Here is a 22,396-nt window from a genome sequence, read left to right as displayed (position 1 = left end):
CAATTCCTGATTAAAGATTAGCTTTGTAGTCTTCAATAGATTTAGTAACTGTTGGTACGACTTCCTTATTAAATACTCCCGGAACAATTTCATCTGGGGTAGGATTAGAAATCAAATCAGCTAAAGCTTTAGCAACTACTTCTTCAATTTGGTATGTAACTTTTTTAATACCAGTTTCGAGTAATCCTTTAAATAATCCTGGGAAAGCTAAAATATTATTAACTTGGTTAGGATATTTGCTAGAACCAGTGGCTACAACAGCAGCACCAGCTTCTTTAGCAACTTCAGGATCAATTTCTGGAACTGGGTTAGCAAGGGCAAAGACGATTGGATCTTTAGCCATGCGTTTAACTTGGTCAGCAGTTAGGACGTTAGCAACTGATAAACCGATAAAGACATCTTGGCCGTCAATCACATCGTCAAGCGTCTTTCCAGCAACGCCAATTGAGTCTTTAGCCAATGCACGTTGGTATTTATTGTAGTTACTACTATCTGCGTTAACGACACCGTCGATATCAACTAATGTAATATGTTTAATTCCGACTTCATTTAGTAGTCTAGCAGTAGCAACTCCAGAAGCTCCCACACCGTTAACTAAAACCTTTAAATCTTTTAGATTTTTGTTAACCACTTTAGCTGCATTAATTAATCCAGCTAATACAACAATAGCAGTTCCTTCTTGGTCATCATGATAAACGGGAATATCTAATTCCTTGCTTAACATGTCCTCTAGTTCGAAACATTTAGGAGCAGCAATGTCTTCCAAATGAATTCCGGCAAATGATAATGAAATTGATTTAATATTTTCCTTCATTGTTTCAGCATCACTAGGATTCATAGCAATTGGAATGGCATTAACGCCAGCTAAATCTTTGTACAATAAAGCTTTTCCTTCAATAACTGGTAAACCAGCAGCAGGACCAATGTTTCCTAATCCCAAAATGGCGGTTCCATCAGTCACTACTCCAACTAATTTACCACTCATAGTATATTTATTTTTTAAATCTGGATCTTTTTCAATTGCTTTAGAGATTTCAGCTACACCTGGAGTGTATGCTTCACTCAATTCTTTCTTATTAGATACATCAAAATCGGATTCGATACCTAAAACACCGGTATGTCTTGAATGTATTTCAAAAACATTTTTATCCATTGGATTTCCCCCTCATTTTCTTTTCAATATATAACATTTTCACAATTTAATTATCCAAATACGGAAACAAAGATTCCGGCTACTACTAACATGATAGCTCCACCAAGTCTGTTTCCCATTTGAGCAAATCCAATTAAATTCATTCTATCACATGCGGCTAATACAGAAATATTTCCGGCACCACCCATTGAGTTATTAATCATTCCGGCTGTAATTGCTGATTCAACTGGGTAAAGACCAAATAATTTTCCTAAAAGTCCAGCGGCGATTGAAATTGAAATCAAACTAACAAAAACTAATAAGACAAATTGCCAAGTTAATGAATGTGATAATACCACCAAATCAAGTTTAGTTAATCCAACCCCGGCTAAAAGCGCATGAGTTAAGTTTTTTGTAACTGAATTACTGAAAGTAACGGCTGATTCTTCATAATACTTAGGTACCCAACCAGTTGCTTTAAAGACAATTACTAAGAGGATTAAAAAGGCGTATTCATTAATTTTAGGGAACACACCATTAAGCATGACGGCAACCATGTAGAATGTTAAAGCAAATAGCAATCCGACACCCATCTTTTGGAATGTAATTTTAGGGTCAATTCGAACTTGTTTATCACTGTCACCAGGCATCATTACCCCATGACCATTCAATTTACTATGTTCGGTTAGTTTTGATAATAAACTAGCACCCATGATTGCAAAAATGTTTCCTAAAATAACAGCTGGCAATAAGTTAGATAGGTAATCAGCGGCAGATCCACCTAATGAATTATGATAAATTTGTGAAAGTGGAATCGCACCAGCACCAATACCACCACCCATGACTGGGAAAGCAACATTTAATGCACCATATCTAAATCCTTTTCCAATCAATTGAGAAACGCCAATCGTAACCAAAAAGGCAATGGCCATTGAAAGAAAGGCGACTGGTAAAAATCTAATTGAAGCTTTCAATAACATCTTCCGATTCATTCCCAAAATAGCTCCAACAATCAATGAAGCAATAAAGAAGTCTAGAAAATCAGTTTTACTTACAAATGAGTTAACTGTATTTACTACTGAAGCTGGAACTATACCAGTCATTGCTAAAATCGCACATCCAAACAGTACAAATACCGCTCCCCCACCTAAATAGCTTTTAAAGATTGGTAGATGAGCACCCAGGTAGTATAAAACATTTCCTAAAATAACCATTGTAAACAAAGCACCTAGCATATTAGCTGGTAGCATTTTTAAATGGATAATTAGTAAAAATACAACGGCGGCAATTGCATAAGCAATTAACCCAATTCCATCAATTTTAAAACTTTCAAGTTTATTTACTATGTTCTTCATAGCATTTCCTCCAAAAAAAGTGTGAATTTATAAACAATCACATTATATGTGTTATTTATCACAAAGTAAATATTTTTCTTTATAGAATACTTTCATACCATACATAAGCATTGTTAATGTAATAACGAAAAACCAAAAATGTTCGATAAAATTAGCTTTTTGTCTAATTTTATCGAACATTTTTCATTATTTGTCTATTTTATTTAGCCATTCTAAAATCACGGCGTTAAATTTTTCTGGTTGTTCATCCATTACTAAATGACCTGCATCATTAATCGAAATTGTTTCAACACTATCCGAAAAATTGGAAACAACTTGTCCAAATTGAGGATTAAAGTATGGTGAATTAGCTCCACAAACGATCAATAACGGACAGTGGAGATTGATAATGATGCTTCTCCAATCTTGGGTTGCATGATCTAACAACAATGGAAAATTCAAGTTTTTGTCGTATGGAAAATCACGTTTCAATTCCTGCATCTCGTTAAATAATTGGTTATCAATGTTTTTAAACGTTGATTTTCCAAATTGTTGTTGTAATTGAAAATAGAAATCATCCCACGTGATATTTTTAAAGCCAAATTGCCAATTAGTATCATTAATCATTTTGGGACTTTGATCAACATCAATAATGCCGTTGATATTTTCTGATCCAAATAACGAAACATATGCAAACATCGTTGATGCTCCCATAGAGTTTCCCATTAAAATTGGATTTTTAATTTCAAGCTGTTGTTGTAACTCATACAAATCAACTGCATGACGGGAAATTCGTAACCCCTTATTGGTATGTTCTGATTTTCCCTGGTTTCTCGCATCAAGATTAATTACGCGGTAATGATGTTGTACTAGAAAGGCGACGGTTGCCTTCCAAGATTCTTTATAAGCACCAATCCCAGAAAGAATCATGATAACCGGATCATTTTTTGCTCCGCAATCGTCATAGTCTAATTCGACTTGATCTGAAGTATAAAATTTCATGTGAACCCCTAATAATATTTTTTATGTAACGCAAATCGCCCTATCATGCTGATAAATAGGACGACTAATCGGATGTTTGTACAGGGTAGTCAGAAATTATGTTAGTAATTGAATTACTAGTCAAAAAAATCATTACAAACTTAAACAATATTTAAAATCGGAGATACTGACTACCGTTCTGTACGCCTACACAATAACACAAACAGCCGTTAAAGTTGTAAAAATGGCTCTTAATTTTTAGTAACTAAAATAGGCCTTCACAACTACCTCACTTTGGGTAAATAATCGCTTGTTATTCGTAGTAATTGTTCCATTTCGTTTAATCTCAAGTGCCTCATTTGAATCTGGTTTAGCTAATGTAATGCTGTTAATTTGCGTCTGCTTTTCTTTTAAATAATCTAACGTATATTCGGTATCCAAAACTTTATCAATCTTACTGTTTAAAGTCACACATTCTTCGTGGTTAAACAAACCAACATGGACAACATGAAGATGACATTTATCGACTAGCAAATAGGCTAAATCTAGAATTACTTTGTTATCAAATCTTTCTTTTCGTTTAAGGTGAAAATTCTCATTAGGCATGTTTTTGCTCCTTTAGCTTTTCCAACACTTCTGTTGAGACCTGTTTGTAAGTATTAAATAAATTCTTATAACCTAGAAAAATGCCGCTAAAAAAGCGAATGACGATGATAGCGGTATTTGGCATTTGTTCGGCTTGCAAAGTTTGCAAGATTGCTCGTCCCGCACTCCCCTTTGGCTCCTTTGAATCACTAGCTCGTGTAATCTGTTTACCATTGACATCAAAACTGTATCCGTAGGCGGCGTGATCTGCTTTGGGGTACTTACTTTCAATTTTAGTGACAAAACTTTGAGCTTCCTTCATGTTTTTGATTGGTTCAGCAAAAGCAATAAAATCTGATTTTCCGGCTACAAGTTTAGTGGTTACCATTTCCGTATTCATTTGTCTGCTCCTTAAAAAAATATTGGTTAATCTAAGTATAAAAGTTGAATCAAATAATAGTTTGTTTTATGCTCAGGTACAGAATACTGTCGACAATTTCACTTTTATATGGTACACTGCACTATTACTCAATTATATTAATTACAATTTAACAAAAAAATGAAAAAGGAGGTATATTATGCCAAACAAAAATAAAATTAGACGTCACCATTTAAGAGTTCCTGTTAAAGACTATGTTGTCGTTGATTTAGAAATGACTGGATTATCAGTTGAAAATAGTGAAATCATTCAAGTTTCTGCAATTAAATACCAAAATGATCAAAAAGTTGCTACTTTTAATACCTTGGTTAAACCAGAACATTCCGAAATTAACAGTTTTGTCGAACATTTAACTCATATTACAAATGACGATGTTGCTGATAGTCCCGTGATTGCTGATGTCATCCCCAAATTAGAAACATTCGTTGGGGATTTACCAATTGTTGGTCACAACATTAATTTCGACATTAAATTTTTAATTGCAAATGATTTCTATAAAGCAGATATTTCAAGTATCGATACTTTGAAATTAGCCAATGCCAAAATGGCGTTTTTAGCTAACAAACGTTTACAAACTCTAAAAGAATATTTTGGAATTGATAACGTATCCCATAATGCTTTGAATGATTGTGTAACCACCGCAGCGGTTTACAAACATCTTCGTGATGATAAACTCCATGCAGTTGCCAATCCAAAAGATGGAGTGCCCCATGTAATTGCTGGAACAAAATTTGTATTAGCCGGTAATTTTGATGAAATTTCTAAGACTAAGCTTACCCAAACGATTCGTAAATTTGGTGGCTCAGTTTCTACTAATGCGTCATTTAAAACTAACTACTTAATTATGGAAAAACCAGAATTGGCCAGTCAATTTGATGACACTAACATTGCTAATGCTAAGACTTTAATCGAACATGGTGATAAAATTCAAGTTATCGATCTACCTGATCTAAAAAATATCATTTTACAAAAAGCATTTACTAATTCTAATCAAAAATTCATTCAGAATTTAGCTTCATAGGCAATTGTGCTATGATTATAGAATTGCTTAATGTTTTATTGAAAGGGACTTCTAATGACCAAAAATTATAAAAAAGTTGTTTTAATCGGAAATGGCGCAGTTGGTTCCGCCTATGCTTTTGCAATGATGCAACAAGGACTTGCTGAAGAATTTGTAATTGTAACTAGACATAAGGAACGTGCTGTAGGTGATGCATTAGATTTAGAAGATGCTACTCCATTTACTTCACCAACAAAAGTTTATGCGGGAGAATATTCAGATTGTAAGGATGCTGATTTAGTCGTTATTACTGCTGGTGCCCCCCAAAAACCAGGTGAAACGCGTTTAGATTTAGTTAGTAAAAATCTCAAAATCCTATCTACGATTGTGAAACCAATTGTTGAATCCGGATTTGATGGTATTTTCTTAATTGCCTCTAATCCCGTTGACATCTTAGCTTATGCGACCCAAAAATTATCAGGTTTTCCTAAATCAAAAGTAATTGGTTCAGGAACTTCGCTTGATACTGGTCGTTTCCAGGTTGCCATTGCTGATAAATTCAACATTGCCCCTGAAAGTGTAAATGCCTATGTTTTAGGTGAACATGGTGATTCAGAATTTGCTGACTTAGACGAAGCTACAATTGGAAATGTTCCATTGCTTGAATACGCTGCTAAACGTGGTGTTTCCAAGGAAGACTTACTTCAACTTGAAGATGATACTCGTAAGAAAGCTTACGAAATCATCAACAAAAAAGGAGCTACTTTCTATGGAGTTGCTTCAGCACTAACCAGAATTTCACGCGCTATTTTACGAAATGAAAATGCTATTCTAGCCGTTGGTGCCCCAATCGAAGGTCAATATGGACTACAAGATTTATATATGGGTACCCCTGCTGTAATCAATGCTGATGGAATTGCCTCAGTATTAGAAATTCCCCTTAGTGATAACGGAAATGCCCAAATGGCTAAATCTGCAAAAGAAATTAAAAACATTTTGCATGACGCAATGCAAAACATTCAATAATAAAATCAAAGCTTCAAGCTAATTTCAGCTTGAAGCTTTTTTTCTTGTCTTCTCTGCTCATAATTAATATGCTTAAGGTTGTACAAAATAACAATTATGGAGGATATGCACGATGAAGTCTAAAGAAAAATTTGCTGATGAATTTCTTAATCAAGTTAGTGCCAAACCGCTATCCGACATTACGATCAAAGGACTCTGCGATGAAAGTGGCCTATCACGTAAAACGTTCTATAATAATTTTGATTCTTTTGCTGATTTAATGAATTTTACTAATATCTACGTCAATCGTTATGTTTGGTCGGCTTTTTCTAAAAATAGTCAAAAAGCTAATACGTTAACTGATATTATTAAAATTTTCCCAGTGGCTCTATATGAAAATCGGGATAAATTAAAAGTTATGTATACTTCTGATTTACGTGGCCGTTGGTTAAAATATTTGCATGATAAATACCATGACTGGGCTATGGAAAACGTTTTTAAAGATTATCATTCAGATAAAATGCCCAAAGAAATGGCTTGTTTCATTTTTTGTCAATCTTTAATTTCTGCCTTGGATTATTGGATTTCATCTCCAATTCCAGATAAACCAGAAATTTTTTCCCAGTATCTATTAACAATTATGGCAACCGCTCCATTTGATATTCCAAAATTGTAAAAAAGAACTCGAAATTTTTCGGGTTCTTTTTTATTTTCAGAAAATTAATCAGAAGTAGATTGCTGATATGGCGCATATCTCACATGTTTTCTGCATTTTTATTATATTTTCTATAATAAATTCAACATTTTCTATTGACACGTGTAAGAAACAATAATATAATTCTAATCGTTACAGAAACTTAGTAATCATATCGTCAGTAACTTTTGTCATATAAGGAGTGCTATATGAATAACAATAACGTGCTTGTGTTCACCAAATTCAACCAAACCCCAGATAAAAATGACATCTGGGAAACTTGGAGTGAGAAAGAAGGAATCTACTACTCAGATTTTAGAGCTGACCGCCCAGCATTTGATAGCAAACATAATGCATTTCTATGTTCAGATGATTCCTCTGGTCTTATTAGTGGACATGTAGTTAAGCTATTTAACCATGTTTCACGTGAAACTTTTGCTCATCACTATTCAATAACAAAGGGCTTTCTCTTCATTGAAAACTTCTCAGTAAATACTGGTGATAGTGTCTTTGAAATTAGACTTAAGAATTCTGATTCTGACTGGCAAGCAATCTGTGGAAATGCATTCAGAATCATTAAGGTCGATGTGAAAAACGGTGGCCCACGGATTAAGGTTCCAATCAGCCTTGAACTAGATGCCTTACAAGAGTTCTTCGATATTCGTTATTCTGGCCTTTTGTTCATTAATAATCTGACAGGTGCACGTCAGGTTGTTACCAACGATAATTTAATCTTAAACATCGATGCTTTCACGAATAAACTTACCCCTTCAATTGAATATGGAAGTACTTGTACCAGTTTTGCCGAAAGAGTCGATAATCTAAAACGCTTTGAAAATAGATACTACACATATGACTCGGATTTAAAGCGAATCTAATACCCTCTCAATAATTATAATAACTGACTACACAGGAGAACTCATCTTATGAAGAATCTAAAAAGAATTGCATTACTATTATCAACTGTAACTATCGCAGTCTCACTGGCTGCCTGTGGAAGTGAAAACTCTACTAAAAATGATAAAAAAGATAACACTAAGACTGAAAAACAAGTCAAACCTAAAAAAGATAGTAAACAACAAGCGACTAAGAAAGACGAAGCAAAACAAGCCGAAGAAAGTTCAAAGCAAGCAAGTGTTAAAGATACATCAGCAAATGCTAAGGTTGATTCTTCTAAGCAATCAACGAATGATTCATCCAACAAAACGGACGGAACTTTAACAATCGATGAAGCAGTTGCATTAGCTAATAAAAATTATCCATCACCAGATAATCCTTACTTAGCTTCAGAAGCTTCTAAAGCAGATGATGGTTCAATTGTAGTAAAAACTAAGTCAGAAACAGAACCTGCACAAAATCCATCATCTGATGATGACATTACCAATAAACCTAAAACTATGTATTGGTATGTAAGGGTACAACCAGTAGGTACAGATCAGGTTCATATGGAAACTGGCCATTGGAATTCATATTATGGTAGTACTAAAAACCTTGACGACGACAAAACCGTCGCCAGATAATATTAATATGAGACATAGTCAGAGGACTATGCCTTTTTTGTTATCAAATTAATGTAATATTCAGGAAAACACTGGGTTTTTACTACTGACAATAATGACACGATATTTCTTCATACATGGTATAATTAGGATATTACGATAGGCAACGTACGAAAGGTTGGAAAACAGATGAAAATTTTGCTTTTAGATATCGATGACACTTTATGCCCCTTATCATACAAAGGACCAGACGCCGTTACCGTTGACGAAATGGGAGTCCAAATGGCCGCTCCAAAATACGTTGTGGATGGATTAAAAGACTTTGCTAGCAAACCCAACAACTCGATTGTCTGGGCAACTCATCGAAAACGTTATTTTGCGAATACACTTGCTAGAGAAATGGGCTTTAAAACGGATGGATACCTTACTTTCAGGGATAGTTCCGATGCTAGTTGGAATAAATTGCCAGATTTAGTTGAATATGCAAATGAACACCCCGATGATTTGGTAATCAATGCTGATAACGATGCTTTTGCAGTGAAACCATCAGAAGTTCCAGCTAACCTTAAATTTATCGTCCCTGATGGTAAAAAAGGTTGTCTATCAGAAAATGATTTTAAAAAGATTAACGATATGAAAGAAGAGAACAATTAATGGCAGCAACAAGTTATTATCAAGCACGGATCTCGATGGAAACAGCGAGATTATTAGACAAAATGCGACTTGATTATGAAAAGAAAATCGGTGGTAATGTTACTAAAGGTGATTGTTTAAACCGCGCCTTTGAAGATGCCAAATGGACTGAAAACTATAATTATGCAGAAATTTGGAAGGCAATTCATGAGGTCCCAATGCCAGCTTTAGAAGGATTTGACCATGCAATTAAGCCTAGTGCTAAGATTCTTAAAATTCAAATTAATGAAGATACTAAAACAGAGATTGAAGAGTTAAGAAAAAACTTACCCCCTATTCTTGGGGCTAATTATGTAACTGTTGGTGTTTGTATCCGTGAATTACTTAAAGCAGCTTATCTCAAAGATGATAAATTTTACGGTGAAAAAATTAAAGATAAAGGATTTCCGGTTGATCCAGAAGAAGTAATTGATGAATCCAAAATAGCTAAGGCTATTGATTTCAATGGTTCTAAAAGTAATGCTGAATTGCTTGCATTAATTGATGTCACTCAAGAGCAAATCAATATGCTCTTAGATAATCTAAAAAATAAACTTAAACAAGAATAAACGTTAATGGAACATTTCAAGAGCATTGATAAATGTTCCATTTTTGTATACAAAATATTAAGAATATAGTATACTATAAATTGTAAGAATAACGTGTTCCTTGCGAAGGAGAGATCATATGAAAAATATTAAGAATGCCAAAGAAATCAAGATTTTCAATGATGGAGAATACATTGGTTCTGTTTTTCCTGATAAAAAATCGGACTTAGATGATCGATCACAAGCTGCAAAGTCCATTAACGGTGCTGATATGCAGCGAGTTACTACTTTTATGCTCGATCGGGTCAGAGATAATGCAGACGTTAATCCCAATTTCAAATCAGTGAAGGATAAGCTTAGTTTTACAGTTGTAGAATAATCAAAAAAATTATTCATACAATTACAGGAGGATATTTAATGGAAAAACTACCAGAAAAATGGCAAAACCTACCCCAAGAACAAATCTTAATTCCAACTGATGAAGGATTGACTAATCGTCATCAGGCCGAACATTCGCTTGGCGGATTAACTGACAAATATTTTACAGATGGTGATAATTATCCACGAGAAGAAATGCGGTTTATTAAAATCGACGATGGCCAAACTAATCCGGAAACTGGTGAATTTACACCAAAATTTCAGGGATTACGTGAGGATTTGATTTCCCGAGCTTTGAAGTTTACTAATCTTCGTGACATGATTCAATATCGTTCAAAAGTTATCTTAACTCCAACTGGTTGGCAAGCTTGTACAGAATCTAATTCATATCAAGAAGACGATTATCAAGAAAGAACCTTCTTTGATATCACTAATGATTATCGTCATCGTAATGAAACTATTGATAGTGACTATGATACAGAAGACGCTGATTACGGCATTATGGATAAACAAATCCAGTGGTATCAACTAGATTCTGGCGTAGATTTCTCCGAAGACTTATTCAAATTATGGTCATTTGATTCAATTATCAATAATGTCGACCGGCTTAATAATTCTGGAAATATGGGTTTAATGTCACCAGAATTTGAAAGCTGGGATGATTATAAACTAGTTCCTCCATTTGATTGGGGCGATTCTTTCCAACGTGATTTAATGGAAGATATGAATTGGCAAGCAGCTAAAAAAGAAGCCAAAGCCTTCCGTCGTTTTATCGCCCAATATACTGGTAAAGATAATATTTTACTTGAAATTGATTCAGACGGAATTTTCGACTTATTACGTAATTATACTAATCCAATTTACAGTAGTTCAGAAGTTGATGATGTGAAAAACTGGTTTGAAACATCATTAAATACTACTCGGGATATTTTATGGACTGAAAAACAATAAAAATAGGTTAAAGGTATTCTCAACAAGGATTAATTAATGTTGATAGTACCTTTTTTGTATAACTAAAAAACGATAGAATCCTTTCAGAATTCCATCGTCTATTGGTTAATTATTTTGTTCAAATACGAGACTCTTAATTTTTCCACCACGTACATAACTACCATCTTCATTTAACACAAGCACGTTTAAATTATCCTTCATGCCTGCTTTTTCTCCCCCATCAATCATATAACGTGGGATGTCGTTTTTATCAGATTGTAAAATAGCAATTGGGCAATCTGCTTTTAGTAATGAACTATAAATTGGCGAACTAATTCGACTCTTCAAACTTTTAACAGGTGACTTAAACTCTCCTTTTAATAACATAGTTGGAGTATGCCCTGAAACGATAATCTTATTAGTATCATTATGATGATATTTGGGATTTACTTTTTCAAATGGATCTTCGTAAAAATAAGGATTTCTTATCCACAGAAAGACATCTTCACTTTGGGTGGTTAAATTCTCTCCCCACTCTATCCCTGCGTGAACTGCGATGATATTTTTATTGATCCAAATTAATGGAAGACTCTTTAGAAACTCAATTTCAGATTTATACTTAGCGTTTAACGTATTTCTAATGTCTCGTTCTGTGGTTTCAGTAATTCCAAATGACTTAAGGGTTTCCGTCATACCATTAATTGCCCAAGTTTGATAAGCATTTAAATTCCCATCAGCTGTTCCGGTCATAAAAGTATCGTGGTTTCCTTGAAGGGCAATTGCTTTACCACTATCTACAAGTTTTCTTACATACCGGATCACTTTAATGCCGCCCATCACTGGCTGATATGGACCGTCAATATAATCACCAACAAAGATGAATTGTGTATCTGGGTCATTGAACTCTTTAAGTTTTTCAATATTCATAAGACCGTGGATATCGCTGTGGATATCACTTATAAATGCGTATTTTTTTATGATCATCACCTGTCCTTTATATCCATAATACTACTTAGTACCAGTATTCACAACCGTAATGTAAGAAAATATAATGTTTTTTAAGAAAAATACTGTACCCTATTCGAAATTAATGGTACAATGTTTCTTGTAGAATGAATTACTTAATTTTTAAGGAGAATGATATGAATATAAATGAATATTTTGAAGCACATAGATTAGGTGGAAAAGCTAGTTCTGTAAGATATGACAATACTACCCGACTCGATAAAGCAAAAGAACAACTTGAATTGAAAACTGTATCTGTTGATGAAATCATTAAATTAACAAATAGATTTCTTACTTCTGCAAATATAGAACCTGTTCCAAACCCAATTGTGAATAATTCATACATTTCTAAACTAACGAACAATAAATTTAAGGTAAGTGACTTCTACAAGAAGCAAGACTTAGATCGTATCTTTTATAAGAACTTAATGTCAAAAAATAATCTATCAGATGAACGCGATATTGTATGGATGAAATTCGCTAAAGATAATGAAGGAAACGATAGACTTGTAGTAGTTGCTAAAAGTAATGATATCAACTTTATAATTCCTTCTAATTCAGCAGATTACACAAAGAAGGATAAAGATGGCAGTTGGTCATTTAATACTGCTGGTGTCTTGCTTCATAAACTAGGAATGAAATACGATGAAAGTTTCATTTTAGCATTCCCTCTTAAAAGTAAAGATAACCAATCAATGACCACAAAAGAAAATGGCTCTATTGAAACAGGCATTGGAAATTACCTAATAGATAATAAAGTTCCAATCATTGATTTTTATTCACACAACTGGTAAAAAATAAATAAAAAGTCGATTATCGTAACACATAATAGTTACGATAATCGACTTTTTTCATAATTAAGCATTTCTAATATCAATATCATTTTGTAAATTCAAAAAGAAATTATCATATACTCCAAAAAATCTTCCTAATCTAACTGAAGTATCAGCCGTTATTTTTCGACGATCGTGCAATAAATCTTGAATTTGTGAAGTTGGAACTGAAATGTTTTTAGCTAAAAAATAAGCTGAAATGTTAAGTGGTTCCATAAACTCCTCATATAAAATTTCACTAATTTTAGGTGTTGGAATTTTTTCATTCATTTTAAACACTCCAATCATTATAATTGAAAATTTTAACATACCTACTAGCTAAACGCCCAGTACTTACCGATAAAATAGTTAAACACCGTAATAATCACTTGTATCAATAATATCGAAATTAAACTGTTCATTCCCACCGCATTATGAATCCCCAAATGGTTCCACACTCCGTTACTATAGTTTATACATTCTAATCCCATCACTTTGATAAAAAATATTGGCCACTTGGAAATCATGATGTACGTAAAAACTAAATCAATTATCATCGAAAAAGCCCTCCCTAAACTAAAATTAAGTAACTGATACCAAAATGGTTTAGTTTGCACTTCATCATTAAAAACAAAATATTTATTTACAAAGAAAGCAAAAATTATCGATGCTAATTCGGATATCACTACTGGTATCTCTGGATTAGTAAAGATAGTCATTGCTCCAAATCAAGCTCCAAAATATACAATTGTGGTTAAAATTCCCCAGAATAAAAATTTAATTCGTTGATCAAAAATAAACTTTTTCATTAATAATTCGTTTCCTTTTACTGTTTTATTTAATTATATCTATTTTTATAAAAAAGTTGAGCTTTATTATTGCAAGCGCTTACACAGGTGTTATACTAACAGTGAGGAAAAGGAAAGAAGCAAAAAACCTTATTCCTCAACCTTTAGTTTAAAGGAGGCAAAATTATGAAAGTACTGGTTTTATTGAATCGTCAACGAGCAGTTAATGCCCAGAGTGGTTTTGTCTATATGGTGTCTCAAGACTAGCTAGTTTAGCTTTGAGACCTTCCAAACCCGTTAATAACAATGTTGAATAAAGTGGCAACACTGTTACTAATGCGAATGTTGATTTTATAAAAACATTCTTTAAATTATAGCGTTTTGGTGCAGCCTTAGATGATTTACTTTACGTAACTTAAAAATTATCCTGATATTCATAAATTTTTAAGTAGATTAATTATTTAACCAATCATTGTAGGTTCGTCAATATCAAGTTTTAAGATTAGCACCTTTACAATCTCAAAACACCACTTGTACATTGTGTGATTAAGGTATGAGCTTTATTATTGTAACCGCTTACAAAGATGTTATAATAATAGTGAGGAAAAGGAAATAGTAAAAAGCCTTCATCCTCGACCTTTAGTTTAAAGGAGGCAAAATTATGAAAGCATTGGTTTTATTAAATCGTTGCCGAGCTGGTATTGCCCGGAGTGGTTTTGTCTATATGGTGTCTCAAGACTAGCTAGTTTAGTTTTGAGACCCACCGAACACATTAGCTAGCAATGTTGAGTAAAGTGGCAACACTGTTACTAGTGCGAAATGCAATTCGATTGAGCAATTAACTCAAAGTTTACTTTGAGTTCCACCTTAAAATAAGGAGGACAATCTTATGAAAGCATTCTTTAAATTATATCGTTTCGGTGCAGCCCGGAGTGGATTCATCTATATGTAGCCTAAAAGCTATCCCGATGTTCATATGCTTTTAGGTAGGTTAAAATTCAATCATGATCTTAGGAGGTCTTGGTATGAAACTATTTTTAATCAGCCACTGTGGGTACGTCAATATCAAGCTTCAAGATTAGCACCCCAATAATCTTGAAGCACCACTTGCCCATTAGCAAATGTGATGAGAAAAGTAACATCATAATTACTAATGTTATTATCTATCCTTCGAATATGTGAATTGCTCTATAAGAGCGAAAAAGACTCGACAAAATTGTCGGGTCTTTTTTATTTAGCTTGAATTCCTTCAACATAGACAGATTTAATTTGATTTTGAGTTGTAGCATAAATTAAATTTTCAAAGATATCATCTGAACTAGCTGGTTGAAACGGTTTGGGTTGATTTTCTACAATTTGAAGATCAGCTAAATACCCTGGTTTAATTTCACCAGTTGGTAAATTAATTGCTTTTGCACCACCTACCGTAGCCAAGTAAAAAGCAGTTTTGGCAGAAATTCGGCTATCTGGAACGCCACGTTTATCAGCTTCAATTCTAGTATCTACCCCACTTTGTAACTGTTGTGAAGATAAAATTGCTTGTTTCATATTGTCATATAAACTAGGAGAAAATCCTCCAGAAATATCCGTTCCAAGTCCGATATTCACATGATGATTCAAAATCCGTTTTACTGGCAAAATTCCATCGCCAAAATACACATTTGAAATCGGACAATGGGCAACTGAAACGCCTTTTTGTTCATATAAATCAAAGTCACTTTCATTCAACAAAGTTCCATGATCCATAATACTACGGTTCGTCATTAAGCCACATTCATCTAAAACAGCTGCATCACGTTTACCATATTTTTCCAACGCATATCCATTCTCCCAATTACTTTCACTACAATGGGTTTGAATTGGTAAATCATATTCATCTGCTAATTTAGCTAATCCCTTTAGCGCTTCTAAACTACAACTAGGTAAAAATCTCGGTGTAATAATCGGTGTTTGTTTGATGGTATTAGTTTCATTTTGCTTTTGAAGGGCTTCAATAAATTTTCGCGTTTTCTCAATGCTATCCTCAGCTGAACTATCACGATAATATTCAGGATTCATATCTGGATCATCCATTGCTACTTGACCAATAAATCCTCGTTGATGATTTTTATTACACATTTTTGCTAAAACTAAATTAGATTCTGGATAAATTGTTCCAAAATATACAGCAGTAGTGGTTCCCAGTGCTAATAAATGCCTGGTTAAATCATCGTAAACTTTTGCTGATAAATCTAAATTTTTATATTTTGCTTCTAGTGGAAAAGTGTATTCATTTAACCATTCGTTTAAAGGTTTATCTAAAGCTAGTCCCGCATTAGGCCACTGTGGGGCATGAATATGCGTATCAATAAATCCAGGTAAGAGGTATTGATTAGCAGTTAACTGAACTAATTTATCTTCTTGCTTAGCTTGATTCAAATATTTATCGTAGTCTTTATCTGCTTGTTTTAAAACTCGTTCAATTTTTCCATTGTCAGCAACTACTACTAAAACTTGATTTAAAAATTCGATTGCATCTTTATTTTTTGATGTATATCCAGAACCTTGAATTGCTAATTTCATCAGGTAAACCTTTCTATTAAAATAGCACAATGCTTTTCAGCACTGTGCTATTTAGTTAATTTTTATTTTTCGTAATCTAATCGTTTTGGCATTACTAAGTTTAAAATCACACAGGCAATTGCGGCAACGGCAACTGGTGATTCAAGCACGTATTGGACCATTTGTGGAGCAGCCTTAACTGTTGTAGCAGGAATTAAAATCATTGCCATAGTAAGAAGAAGTGGCATTCCAACTACGTATAAATCACGTTCACTAGTACGAAGTCCCTTGATAACTTTCAAACCGTTTAACATGATTGTGGCACAGATAATCGCAAATACTCCACCGATAACTGGGGCAGGAATAGCTGATAAGAAAGCTGAAACTTTGCCTAAGAAACCAAGTGCAATAAACCAAACACCAGCACTAAGGAAAACCTTTTTACTAGCAATCCCAGTGATTGAAATAACACCAGCATTAGTTGAATAACTAGTAACTGGGGTACTTCCAAGTAAAGCTGAGATGATACAACTAATTCCCTCACCAATAATTCCACGGTTCCATTGCTTTGGACTAATTTTTTCATCCGTTACGGCACTCATCGCAAACCAAGTACCAGTAGTTTCAGCAGTAATAACAGCGTAAATCACGATGAAAGTTAAGATTGCTGAAAAGTTAAAACTCATTCCATAATGGAAAACATTAAAGGTTGGGAAAGTAATCCATTTAGCTTCACCAACGGCTTTCCAATCAAAGAGTCCCATCATAGTAGAAACAATTGTTCCGGCAGCTAAAGCTAGGATAATTGAGCCAACTTTGAAGAAGTGTTTTGCTTTAGGGAAATATAAACCAAGGAAAACAGCGAATAAAAGAACAAATCCAGTTACTGATGCCAAAATAATATTTTGATTAATATTTCCGGGAGCCTTAAAGATATTATCGTTTAAAGCGGCTGGCATCAATGATAGACCCACACTAGTAATAATGGTTCCACCAACAATTGAAGGTACTAAAACATTAATTACTTTTTGGAAAATTCCGGTCATTCCTAACAGAATCATCAAAATCGCACCAACAACTAATGATCCAATTACGGTAGCCATTCCACCGTGTGCCCCACCACTAGCAAGGTAAACACCAACAATTGCACCAATTGGAACAAACGAAGGACCAGCTGAAATTGGCATCTTCATAAAGAACTTAGTTTGTAAAATAGTTCCAATTCCGGCTGCTAAGAAAGTAGCTTGAATCAAACTCATCTTTTCAGCCATTCCCATTGCTAATAATCCAGCAATGATAACGGGGGGAACATACACATCCATGGCGAGGACGTGTTGCAAACCTAGTAAAGCTGACTGTCCAGCTGGGACGTTGTCATTGGGGCCATAAATTAATGAACTTTCATTATCTGTTTTCGTCATTTATTGTTTCCACCTTTTTAAAATTAACGTTTTTCAATAATGTAATCTTAACATCTGTATTTTGCTTTGTAAACCGTATTTTACAATGTTATCAAAGATTATTGTTCGTGTTTTTCGAAATAACTATATAAAAAAAGAATACCCGCAAGTATTCTTTGAATGCTTATTTATCTTTTTTCACTAAGTTTAAAACAATTCCAATGGCGTAAATAATTCCAGCGATCCATGGAATTAATTTAGCAACTTGGACTAGATTTTGCATATCACCAATACTTGCTCCAGATTGATATGCACTAATTGCTGATGATACAGGATTTGCGTAAACATACATTGCCATTCCTGCTGAACAGATAAGCACTAATACACCAACAACTTTAAGTCCTAAACCACCCGAAAAATTGTGTGTGAATCCTTTTACCAATCCACCAACGGTTGCTAATAAACCAAATTCAGTAAGTGCGGCACCAATTACATATAAATAACCGCCATTATTTAATGAACCATTTTGGAATACTGATAGTACTTGTGAACTAACATCTTGGGTTTGACTTTGTCCCATAGTATATAAGACCAATCCAATCACTAGTGAAATTAACCCTAGCCACAATTCAGTATTAAATGAAAAACCAGTCTTTTTGATACTGTTTTTAAATTCCACAGTTTTATTTGGAGCAGTTTCGCTGGTAGTAGTAGATGCTGGCTTTGAGTGTGTCACCTTTTCTTCTTCAAAAAGTGGTTCATGTTTTTTAGTAACTTTATCATCATTATTTAACCAGTCATGAATCTTTGTTTCCCATGGAAAACTAGTTTCATTTGATAACAAAGGATAAAGATAAAGCATTAGCATTAAAATTATTAACAAAAGCCATTTAAATGGATCTAAAATAACTGCCAAAATGAAAAAGGCTAAGATTGTGATACTACTTTTCTCAGAAAAGGCTACAATTTTTCGGAAATGATCTTCAGTAAAACTAATTCTTTCAAAAATATTAACACTATTCTTTTCTAATTTTTGCTTTTTTAATTTAGATTCAAGATCAGCAATTTTCTTCTCTAAATCATTTTGAGAATCTTTTTCTTTACTTACTCGAGTAACTGGTGCACCTAATTTGGTACCACACTTCACGCAAAAATTAGTATCATCATTATTTTCATAATGACAGTTGGGACATTCTTTCATAATTTAAACTCCTTATATTGGATTATTAGTTATTTGAAGATTGACTAGAACTACTATCTGTTGAACTAGTAGTAGATGAAGATGTTGCGGTACCTAAGTCTTTAGCACCAATTTGACTCATATCATTTGTTTTGATATTAAACTCACCGTCTGTAGGGCTACTTGTTGCGATCTCAATATAGATTTGTCCACCTTTATTAATATCTCCATCATAGACAATGGCTAAAACATTTTGTTCTTTCCCATTTACATTACATTGAGCAGTCCAAAAATTACCAGCTGAAAATCCATAATTTATACTTTGGGCATACGTTGCGCTTCCAAGCTTATATGATCCATTAGCATTTTTAGAAACTTTTACGTTAATTGGTTCACCGGCATCCATAATTTTATTATTTGTAATCTTAAAATATAGGTTCTTACCAATATACCAATCCCCAGCAAATTCACTTGGTATTTTCCCATTGCTACTTGTAGTTGTTGTTGAATCAGATTGTTTTTGCACTTTATCTAAATCTTTAATTGGAAGTAATCCAGTGATTTTTACATTATCAGCTAGTTCAAATGAATAGTCTTTAGTAGTTGGTGTTTTAGTTAAGACCTCGATATGCCCTTTAGCAAAATTAGCTAATACCGTTTGTTTTTTGCCATCAATGGTCATAGTAGCTAACCAATAAGGAAGTTGCTCACCCTTTGGATTCCATTGATCACCCTTAGCGCCCATTAATGTTCCTTTACTAAAGTATTCCAAACCATCCTTTGAATACACATCTAATGGCATCGGTTTTGAATCCTTAGATAACGTATAAGTAAAGCCATTGCTCTTATTTACTGTTGTAAAGCTATCTTTTGTGATGACGTTCTTAGTATCCTGTTGATACCAATTACCAACAAATTCACTAGGAATCGGACCCTTTTCGGTTTTAGAATCACTAGTTTTAGTGTCATTAGTCTTGGATTTAGTTTGCGTTTTACTTGATTCAGAAGTTGTTTTCTTACTAGAACTTTCTTGATTACCACACGCAGCTAATCCCATTACCATCATAAGTGTTGCAAAAATCATTAATATTTTTTTCATAGTTATTCCCTTATGTATATAAAATTTAAAAACGGCTGTTATTAGTATTTATACACGAGTTTACTTAAAAAATAAAGTTTATCTTAAGATAAATAATCATTAATTAACTGCACTATTTATATTATAATGAAGTAAGTAACGTGCAGTACGGATTCACGGAAAAAGCTGAAGGGGATTTTAATCATGATTATCTTTTTACACGCCTTAATTGGTATGATTGCTTTCATCGGTGCCGGTGCTTTAGGTACTAGTTTTGCTGGTGAAATCAACAAACTTACTACTATGCAAAAATGGTCATTAATCGTAACTGTTACAGCTATCGGTATTACTGCTATCTTGGGTCTTTACTCAGTTTCAGGTATCGTTGGTGCTGCTTTATCAACAGTTGCATTAGTAGCATTCGAATACGTTTGTTTCTTCAAAGAAGCTAAAGAAGAAGCCTAACAAAAAAGAGCCGATTAAGGCTCTTTTTATTTTGGATAAATTTTATAGTAAAGCTGCTACAAGATTATTAAAGATATGTAAGCAGATTGGAACTTTTAAGTTATCAGTTTTTAAATAACTAATCGATAAGACAAATGGACCAACTAGGAAAAATATCCATGCCAACCCTTCTGGCTTATGTAAAAATGAAAACAAAATCATATTAACTAATATAGTGAACATAGTTTTTCTATTAAAAATATTATTTTGGGCATTCAACATTTCTTGTTTAGATAATAGAATTTTATAGAATATTCCCCTAAAAAATACTTCTTCAACAATTGGACCGATAACTATAAAGTACGTATATAGTAAGAACGCATTACCCGAAAACTCAGCATATAAGTCCGATCTTGATCGTTCGGCAACTATTCCATTAGCTGATAAAACAATAAAAATAAATTGATTTACTAACAAGATGATCATTCCATATAAAATAATCTTTTTATTTTTAAAACCTTCTAGATAAAACAGACCAAATTTATAATTTTTATTTTCAAAATATACATAACTAAAAGAAATGCAAATCGTGACTATTGTGGCTGTGTAAAAAGCAATTGTATTATTCTTAAACATAGCTGGTATAGCAGCGGGTATCGAAATAACTAATGCAACCAAAATATAATTAAAAAACACTTTTAAAATTTTCATACTATTTAAGACCTATTACCACACCAACTCCAAAGCCAAGAAAAACACAGATCATTAAAATCGGAATGTATAAATATTTTTTCTTTTTATTTTTTTGGAAATACGGAATGAATATCAACATACACGAAGAAAATAACATGATGTTTATAATCCAATTGTTTTATCCATAACTAACCCCCATGAGATCTAATAACAAAAAACGCTGTTATATTAATCAAAATTATAAATCCAATTACCATGCATAACCATTGCAACACAGCTATCAATTTTTTATACTTTCCTTTAAAAAATTTATTTTTCAAATCCGGAATAAATACTGAGACTACAAAAAGAATTATAGTAAAATTATTTAAAATTCCTATATTGTTACTCATAAATATTTTCCAATAATGCATAAAAATATCTCCCGTTCTTAATTTATATAATTTTATCATCTTGTTAATTTATATGTATCTACAATTCGTATACCTATAATTTTATGATTCATGATAAATTAATATCACAATACCAAAGGAGATATTTATGAAAATAACCGCATACAAAAAAATATTACTAATTATTGCCTTAATTATTATTTATCAAATTTTCATGATTCACTGTAACATCCACATAAATAATCTACCGTTGTTTATAGTAAGTAAAATAGGTTTAATAATTTATTTTGTAATAGCAAATAAATACCTTATCCAACAACCGATTAATATCAGCTTTAAGCTGAGTTCGATAACTAGACAAATAATCATAATTTTGAGTATTATTTTAGGATTAATGTGTCTTTTTAATCAAAGCAATATAATTTCTGCAATTTCAATTGGTTTAATTGCTAGTATTCCTGAAGAATATATATTCAGAGGTTTAATTTTAGGGTTATTGCTATTCATTTTTAAAAATTCAAATAATTACAAAACGAAATTTTATTTACCAATTATCATTTCTGCGTTACTTTTTGCAGCAGTACATATAGTAAACATTTCAACTCAAAGCATCACTTTTACCTTATTTCAAATGATTCAAGTTTTCGGTATGGGAATTATGTTTGCTTGTCTGTACATTAGAACAAAAAATTTAGTAATCCCAATATTTGTTCACTTTACAATTGATACATTTTTATCACTACTGCCCACAACATCAGAAATATCTCGTACAGTTACACCATCAGTAATAGTTTGTACCGTCCTTTCGGTTTTCCTTTACACAATAATAGGATTAATAATTTTAAAACCTGTTTTAAAATAGACAA

General features: G+C 33.0%; 25 protein-coding genes. 12 read left to right on the top strand and 13 right to left on the bottom strand.

Annotated features, from left to right (window positions below; all coding sequences use genetic code 11):
• Positions 1-10: 10 nt before the first annotated feature.
• The 5 genes from ACQW5G_RS04075 to ACQW5G_RS04055 form a co-directional block, all read right to left on the bottom strand.
• Positions 11-1,153, bottom strand: a complete 1,143-nt coding sequence (locus tag ACQW5G_RS04075) for an NAD(P)-dependent malic enzyme (RefSeq protein ID WP_429971790.1) — start codon at positions 1,151-1,153, stop codon at positions 11-13.
• A 50-nt stretch (positions 1,154-1,203) separates the two neighbouring features.
• The gene (locus ACQW5G_RS04070; protein ID WP_429971789.1) at positions 1,204-2,487 is read right to left on the bottom strand and encodes a 2-hydroxycarboxylate transporter family protein; all 1,284 of its coding nucleotides are present in this window, start codon (positions 2,485-2,487) and stop codon (positions 1,204-1,206) included.
• Between the two features lie 186 nt (positions 2,488-2,673).
• Positions 2,674-3,468, bottom strand: a complete 795-nt coding sequence (locus ACQW5G_RS04065; protein WP_429971788.1) for an alpha/beta fold hydrolase — start codon at positions 3,466-3,468, stop codon at positions 2,674-2,676.
• Between the two features lie 237 nt (positions 3,469-3,705).
• Complete coding sequence (locus ACQW5G_RS04060; protein WP_429971787.1) at positions 3,706-4,053, bottom strand: hypothetical protein; 348 nt, start codon at positions 4,051-4,053, stop codon at positions 3,706-3,708.
• Positions 4,046-4,432 (bottom strand): YigZ family protein, encoded by a 387-nt coding sequence (locus tag ACQW5G_RS04055; protein ID WP_429971786.1) that lies wholly within the window; start codon positions 4,430-4,432, stop codon positions 4,046-4,048. Before ACQW5G_RS04055 ends, ACQW5G_RS04060 begins: the two co-directional genes overlap by 8 nt.
• 178 nt (positions 4,433-4,610) lie before the next feature.
• On the opposite strand from ACQW5G_RS04055, the gene ACQW5G_RS04050 reads away from it, so the two are divergent.
• The 9 genes from ACQW5G_RS04050 (at position 4,611) to ACQW5G_RS04010 (ending at position 11,218) form a co-directional block, all read left to right on the top strand.
• Positions 4,611-5,492: an exonuclease domain-containing protein gene (locus ACQW5G_RS04050; protein WP_429971785.1), complete on the top strand. Its 882-nt coding sequence runs from the start codon at positions 4,611-4,613 to the stop codon at positions 5,490-5,492.
• A gap of 54 nt (positions 5,493-5,546) precedes the next feature.
• Entirely contained in the window at positions 5,547-6,497 is a 951-nt protein-coding gene (locus ACQW5G_RS04045) for an L-lactate dehydrogenase (protein ID WP_429971784.1), read from the top strand.
• A 112-nt stretch (positions 6,498-6,609) separates the two neighbouring features.
• Positions 6,610-7,152 (top strand): hypothetical protein, encoded by a 543-nt coding sequence (locus tag ACQW5G_RS04040; RefSeq protein ID WP_429971783.1) that lies wholly within the window; start codon positions 6,610-6,612, stop codon positions 7,150-7,152.
• 227 nt (positions 7,153-7,379) lie between these two features.
• A complete protein-coding gene (locus ACQW5G_RS04035) occupies positions 7,380-8,048 on the top strand; it encodes a hypothetical protein (RefSeq protein ID WP_429971782.1) in 669 nt (222 codons plus the stop codon).
• Between the two features lie 48 nt (positions 8,049-8,096).
• Positions 8,097-8,690 carry a hypothetical protein gene (locus tag ACQW5G_RS04030; protein ID WP_429971781.1) on the top strand — a complete coding sequence of 198 codons (594 nt, stop codon included), beginning with the start codon at positions 8,097-8,099 and terminating at the stop codon, positions 8,688-8,690.
• Positions 8,691-8,858: 168 nt separating this feature from the next.
• On the top strand, positions 8,859-9,323 hold the full coding sequence (locus tag ACQW5G_RS04025; protein ID WP_429971780.1) for a hypothetical protein: 465 nt from the start codon (positions 8,859-8,861) through the stop codon (positions 9,321-9,323).
• Complete coding sequence (locus ACQW5G_RS04020) at positions 9,323-9,910, top strand: hypothetical protein (protein ID WP_429971779.1); 588 nt, start codon at positions 9,323-9,325, stop codon at positions 9,908-9,910. Before ACQW5G_RS04025 ends, ACQW5G_RS04020 begins: the two co-directional genes overlap by 1 nt.
• 118 nt (positions 9,911-10,028) lie before the next feature.
• Positions 10,029-10,268, top strand: coding sequence for a hypothetical protein (locus tag ACQW5G_RS04015; RefSeq protein WP_429971778.1), 240 nt, complete (start codon positions 10,029-10,031; stop codon positions 10,266-10,268).
• A gap of 38 nt (positions 10,269-10,306) precedes the next feature.
• On the top strand, positions 10,307-11,218 hold the full coding sequence (locus ACQW5G_RS04010) for a hypothetical protein (RefSeq protein WP_429971777.1): 912 nt from the start codon (positions 10,307-10,309) through the stop codon (positions 11,216-11,218).
• Between the two features lie 105 nt (positions 11,219-11,323).
• Here the strand turns inward: ACQW5G_RS04010 and ACQW5G_RS04005 are convergent, their stop codons facing one another.
• Positions 11,324-12,181: a metallophosphoesterase gene (locus ACQW5G_RS04005; protein ID WP_429971776.1), complete on the bottom strand. Its 858-nt coding sequence runs from the start codon at positions 12,179-12,181 to the stop codon at positions 11,324-11,326.
• A gap of 158 nt (positions 12,182-12,339) precedes the next feature.
• Here ACQW5G_RS04005 and ACQW5G_RS04000 point away from each other — a divergent pair, with 158 nt between their 5' ends.
• Positions 12,340-12,996: a hypothetical protein gene (locus tag ACQW5G_RS04000; protein ID WP_429971775.1), complete on the top strand. Its 657-nt coding sequence runs from the start codon at positions 12,340-12,342 to the stop codon at positions 12,994-12,996.
• Between the two features lie 63 nt (positions 12,997-13,059).
• Here ACQW5G_RS04000 and ACQW5G_RS03995 read toward each other — a convergent pair whose 3' ends face one another.
• The 6 genes from ACQW5G_RS03995 to ACQW5G_RS03970 all read right to left on the bottom strand — a co-directional run bounded on the left by ACQW5G_RS03995 (position 13,060) and on the right by ACQW5G_RS03970 (position 20,022).
• The gene (locus tag ACQW5G_RS03995; RefSeq protein ID WP_429971774.1) at positions 13,060-13,305 is read right to left on the bottom strand and encodes a HigA family addiction module antitoxin; all 246 of its coding nucleotides are present in this window, start codon (positions 13,303-13,305) and stop codon (positions 13,060-13,062) included.
• A gap of 44 nt (positions 13,306-13,349) precedes the next feature.
• On the bottom strand, positions 13,350-13,733 hold the full coding sequence (locus ACQW5G_RS03990; RefSeq protein WP_429971773.1) for a GtrA family protein: 384 nt from the start codon (positions 13,731-13,733) through the stop codon (positions 13,350-13,352).
• 1,299 nt (positions 13,734-15,032) lie between these two features.
• Positions 15,033-16,364: a guanine deaminase gene (gene guaD / locus ACQW5G_RS03985; RefSeq protein WP_429971772.1), complete on the bottom strand. Its 1,332-nt coding sequence runs from the start codon at positions 16,362-16,364 to the stop codon at positions 15,033-15,035.
• A 62-nt stretch (positions 16,365-16,426) separates the two neighbouring features.
• Positions 16,427-17,764: a uracil-xanthine permease family protein gene (locus tag ACQW5G_RS03980; protein ID WP_429971771.1), complete on the bottom strand. Its 1,338-nt coding sequence runs from the start codon at positions 17,762-17,764 to the stop codon at positions 16,427-16,429.
• Between the two features lie 163 nt (positions 17,765-17,927).
• Complete coding sequence (locus ACQW5G_RS03975) at positions 17,928-18,944, bottom strand: zinc-ribbon domain-containing protein (RefSeq protein WP_429971770.1); 1,017 nt, start codon at positions 18,942-18,944, stop codon at positions 17,928-17,930.
• Positions 18,945-18,969: 25 nt separating this feature from the next.
• Positions 18,970-20,022 carry a hypothetical protein gene (locus tag ACQW5G_RS03970; RefSeq protein ID WP_429971769.1) on the bottom strand — a complete coding sequence of 351 codons (1,053 nt, stop codon included), beginning with the start codon at positions 20,020-20,022 and terminating at the stop codon, positions 18,970-18,972.
• Positions 20,023-20,205: 183 nt separating this feature from the next.
• Between ACQW5G_RS03970 and ACQW5G_RS03965 the strand changes: the two genes are divergently transcribed.
• The gene (locus tag ACQW5G_RS03965) at positions 20,206-20,466 is read left to right on the top strand and encodes a hypothetical protein (RefSeq protein WP_429971768.1); all 261 of its coding nucleotides are present in this window, start codon (positions 20,206-20,208) and stop codon (positions 20,464-20,466) included.
• A gap of 42 nt (positions 20,467-20,508) precedes the next feature.
• Here ACQW5G_RS03965 and ACQW5G_RS03960 read toward each other — a convergent pair whose 3' ends face one another.
• Entirely contained in the window at positions 20,509-21,156 is a 648-nt protein-coding gene (locus ACQW5G_RS03960; protein WP_429971767.1) for a CPBP family intramembrane glutamic endopeptidase, read from the bottom strand.
• Between the two features lie 522 nt (positions 21,157-21,678).
• Here ACQW5G_RS03960 and ACQW5G_RS03955 point away from each other — a divergent pair.
• Complete coding sequence (locus tag ACQW5G_RS03955; protein ID WP_429971766.1) at positions 21,679-22,392, top strand: CPBP family intramembrane glutamic endopeptidase; 714 nt, start codon at positions 21,679-21,681, stop codon at positions 22,390-22,392.
• Positions 22,393-22,396 lie beyond the last annotated feature (4 nt).

It is taken from the genome of Fructilactobacillus sp. Tb1, assembly GCF_050500285.1.
GTDB lineage: Bacteria > Bacillota > Bacilli > Lactobacillales > Lactobacillaceae > Fructilactobacillus.
This window is presented reverse-complemented; position numbering and strand designations above follow the sequence as displayed.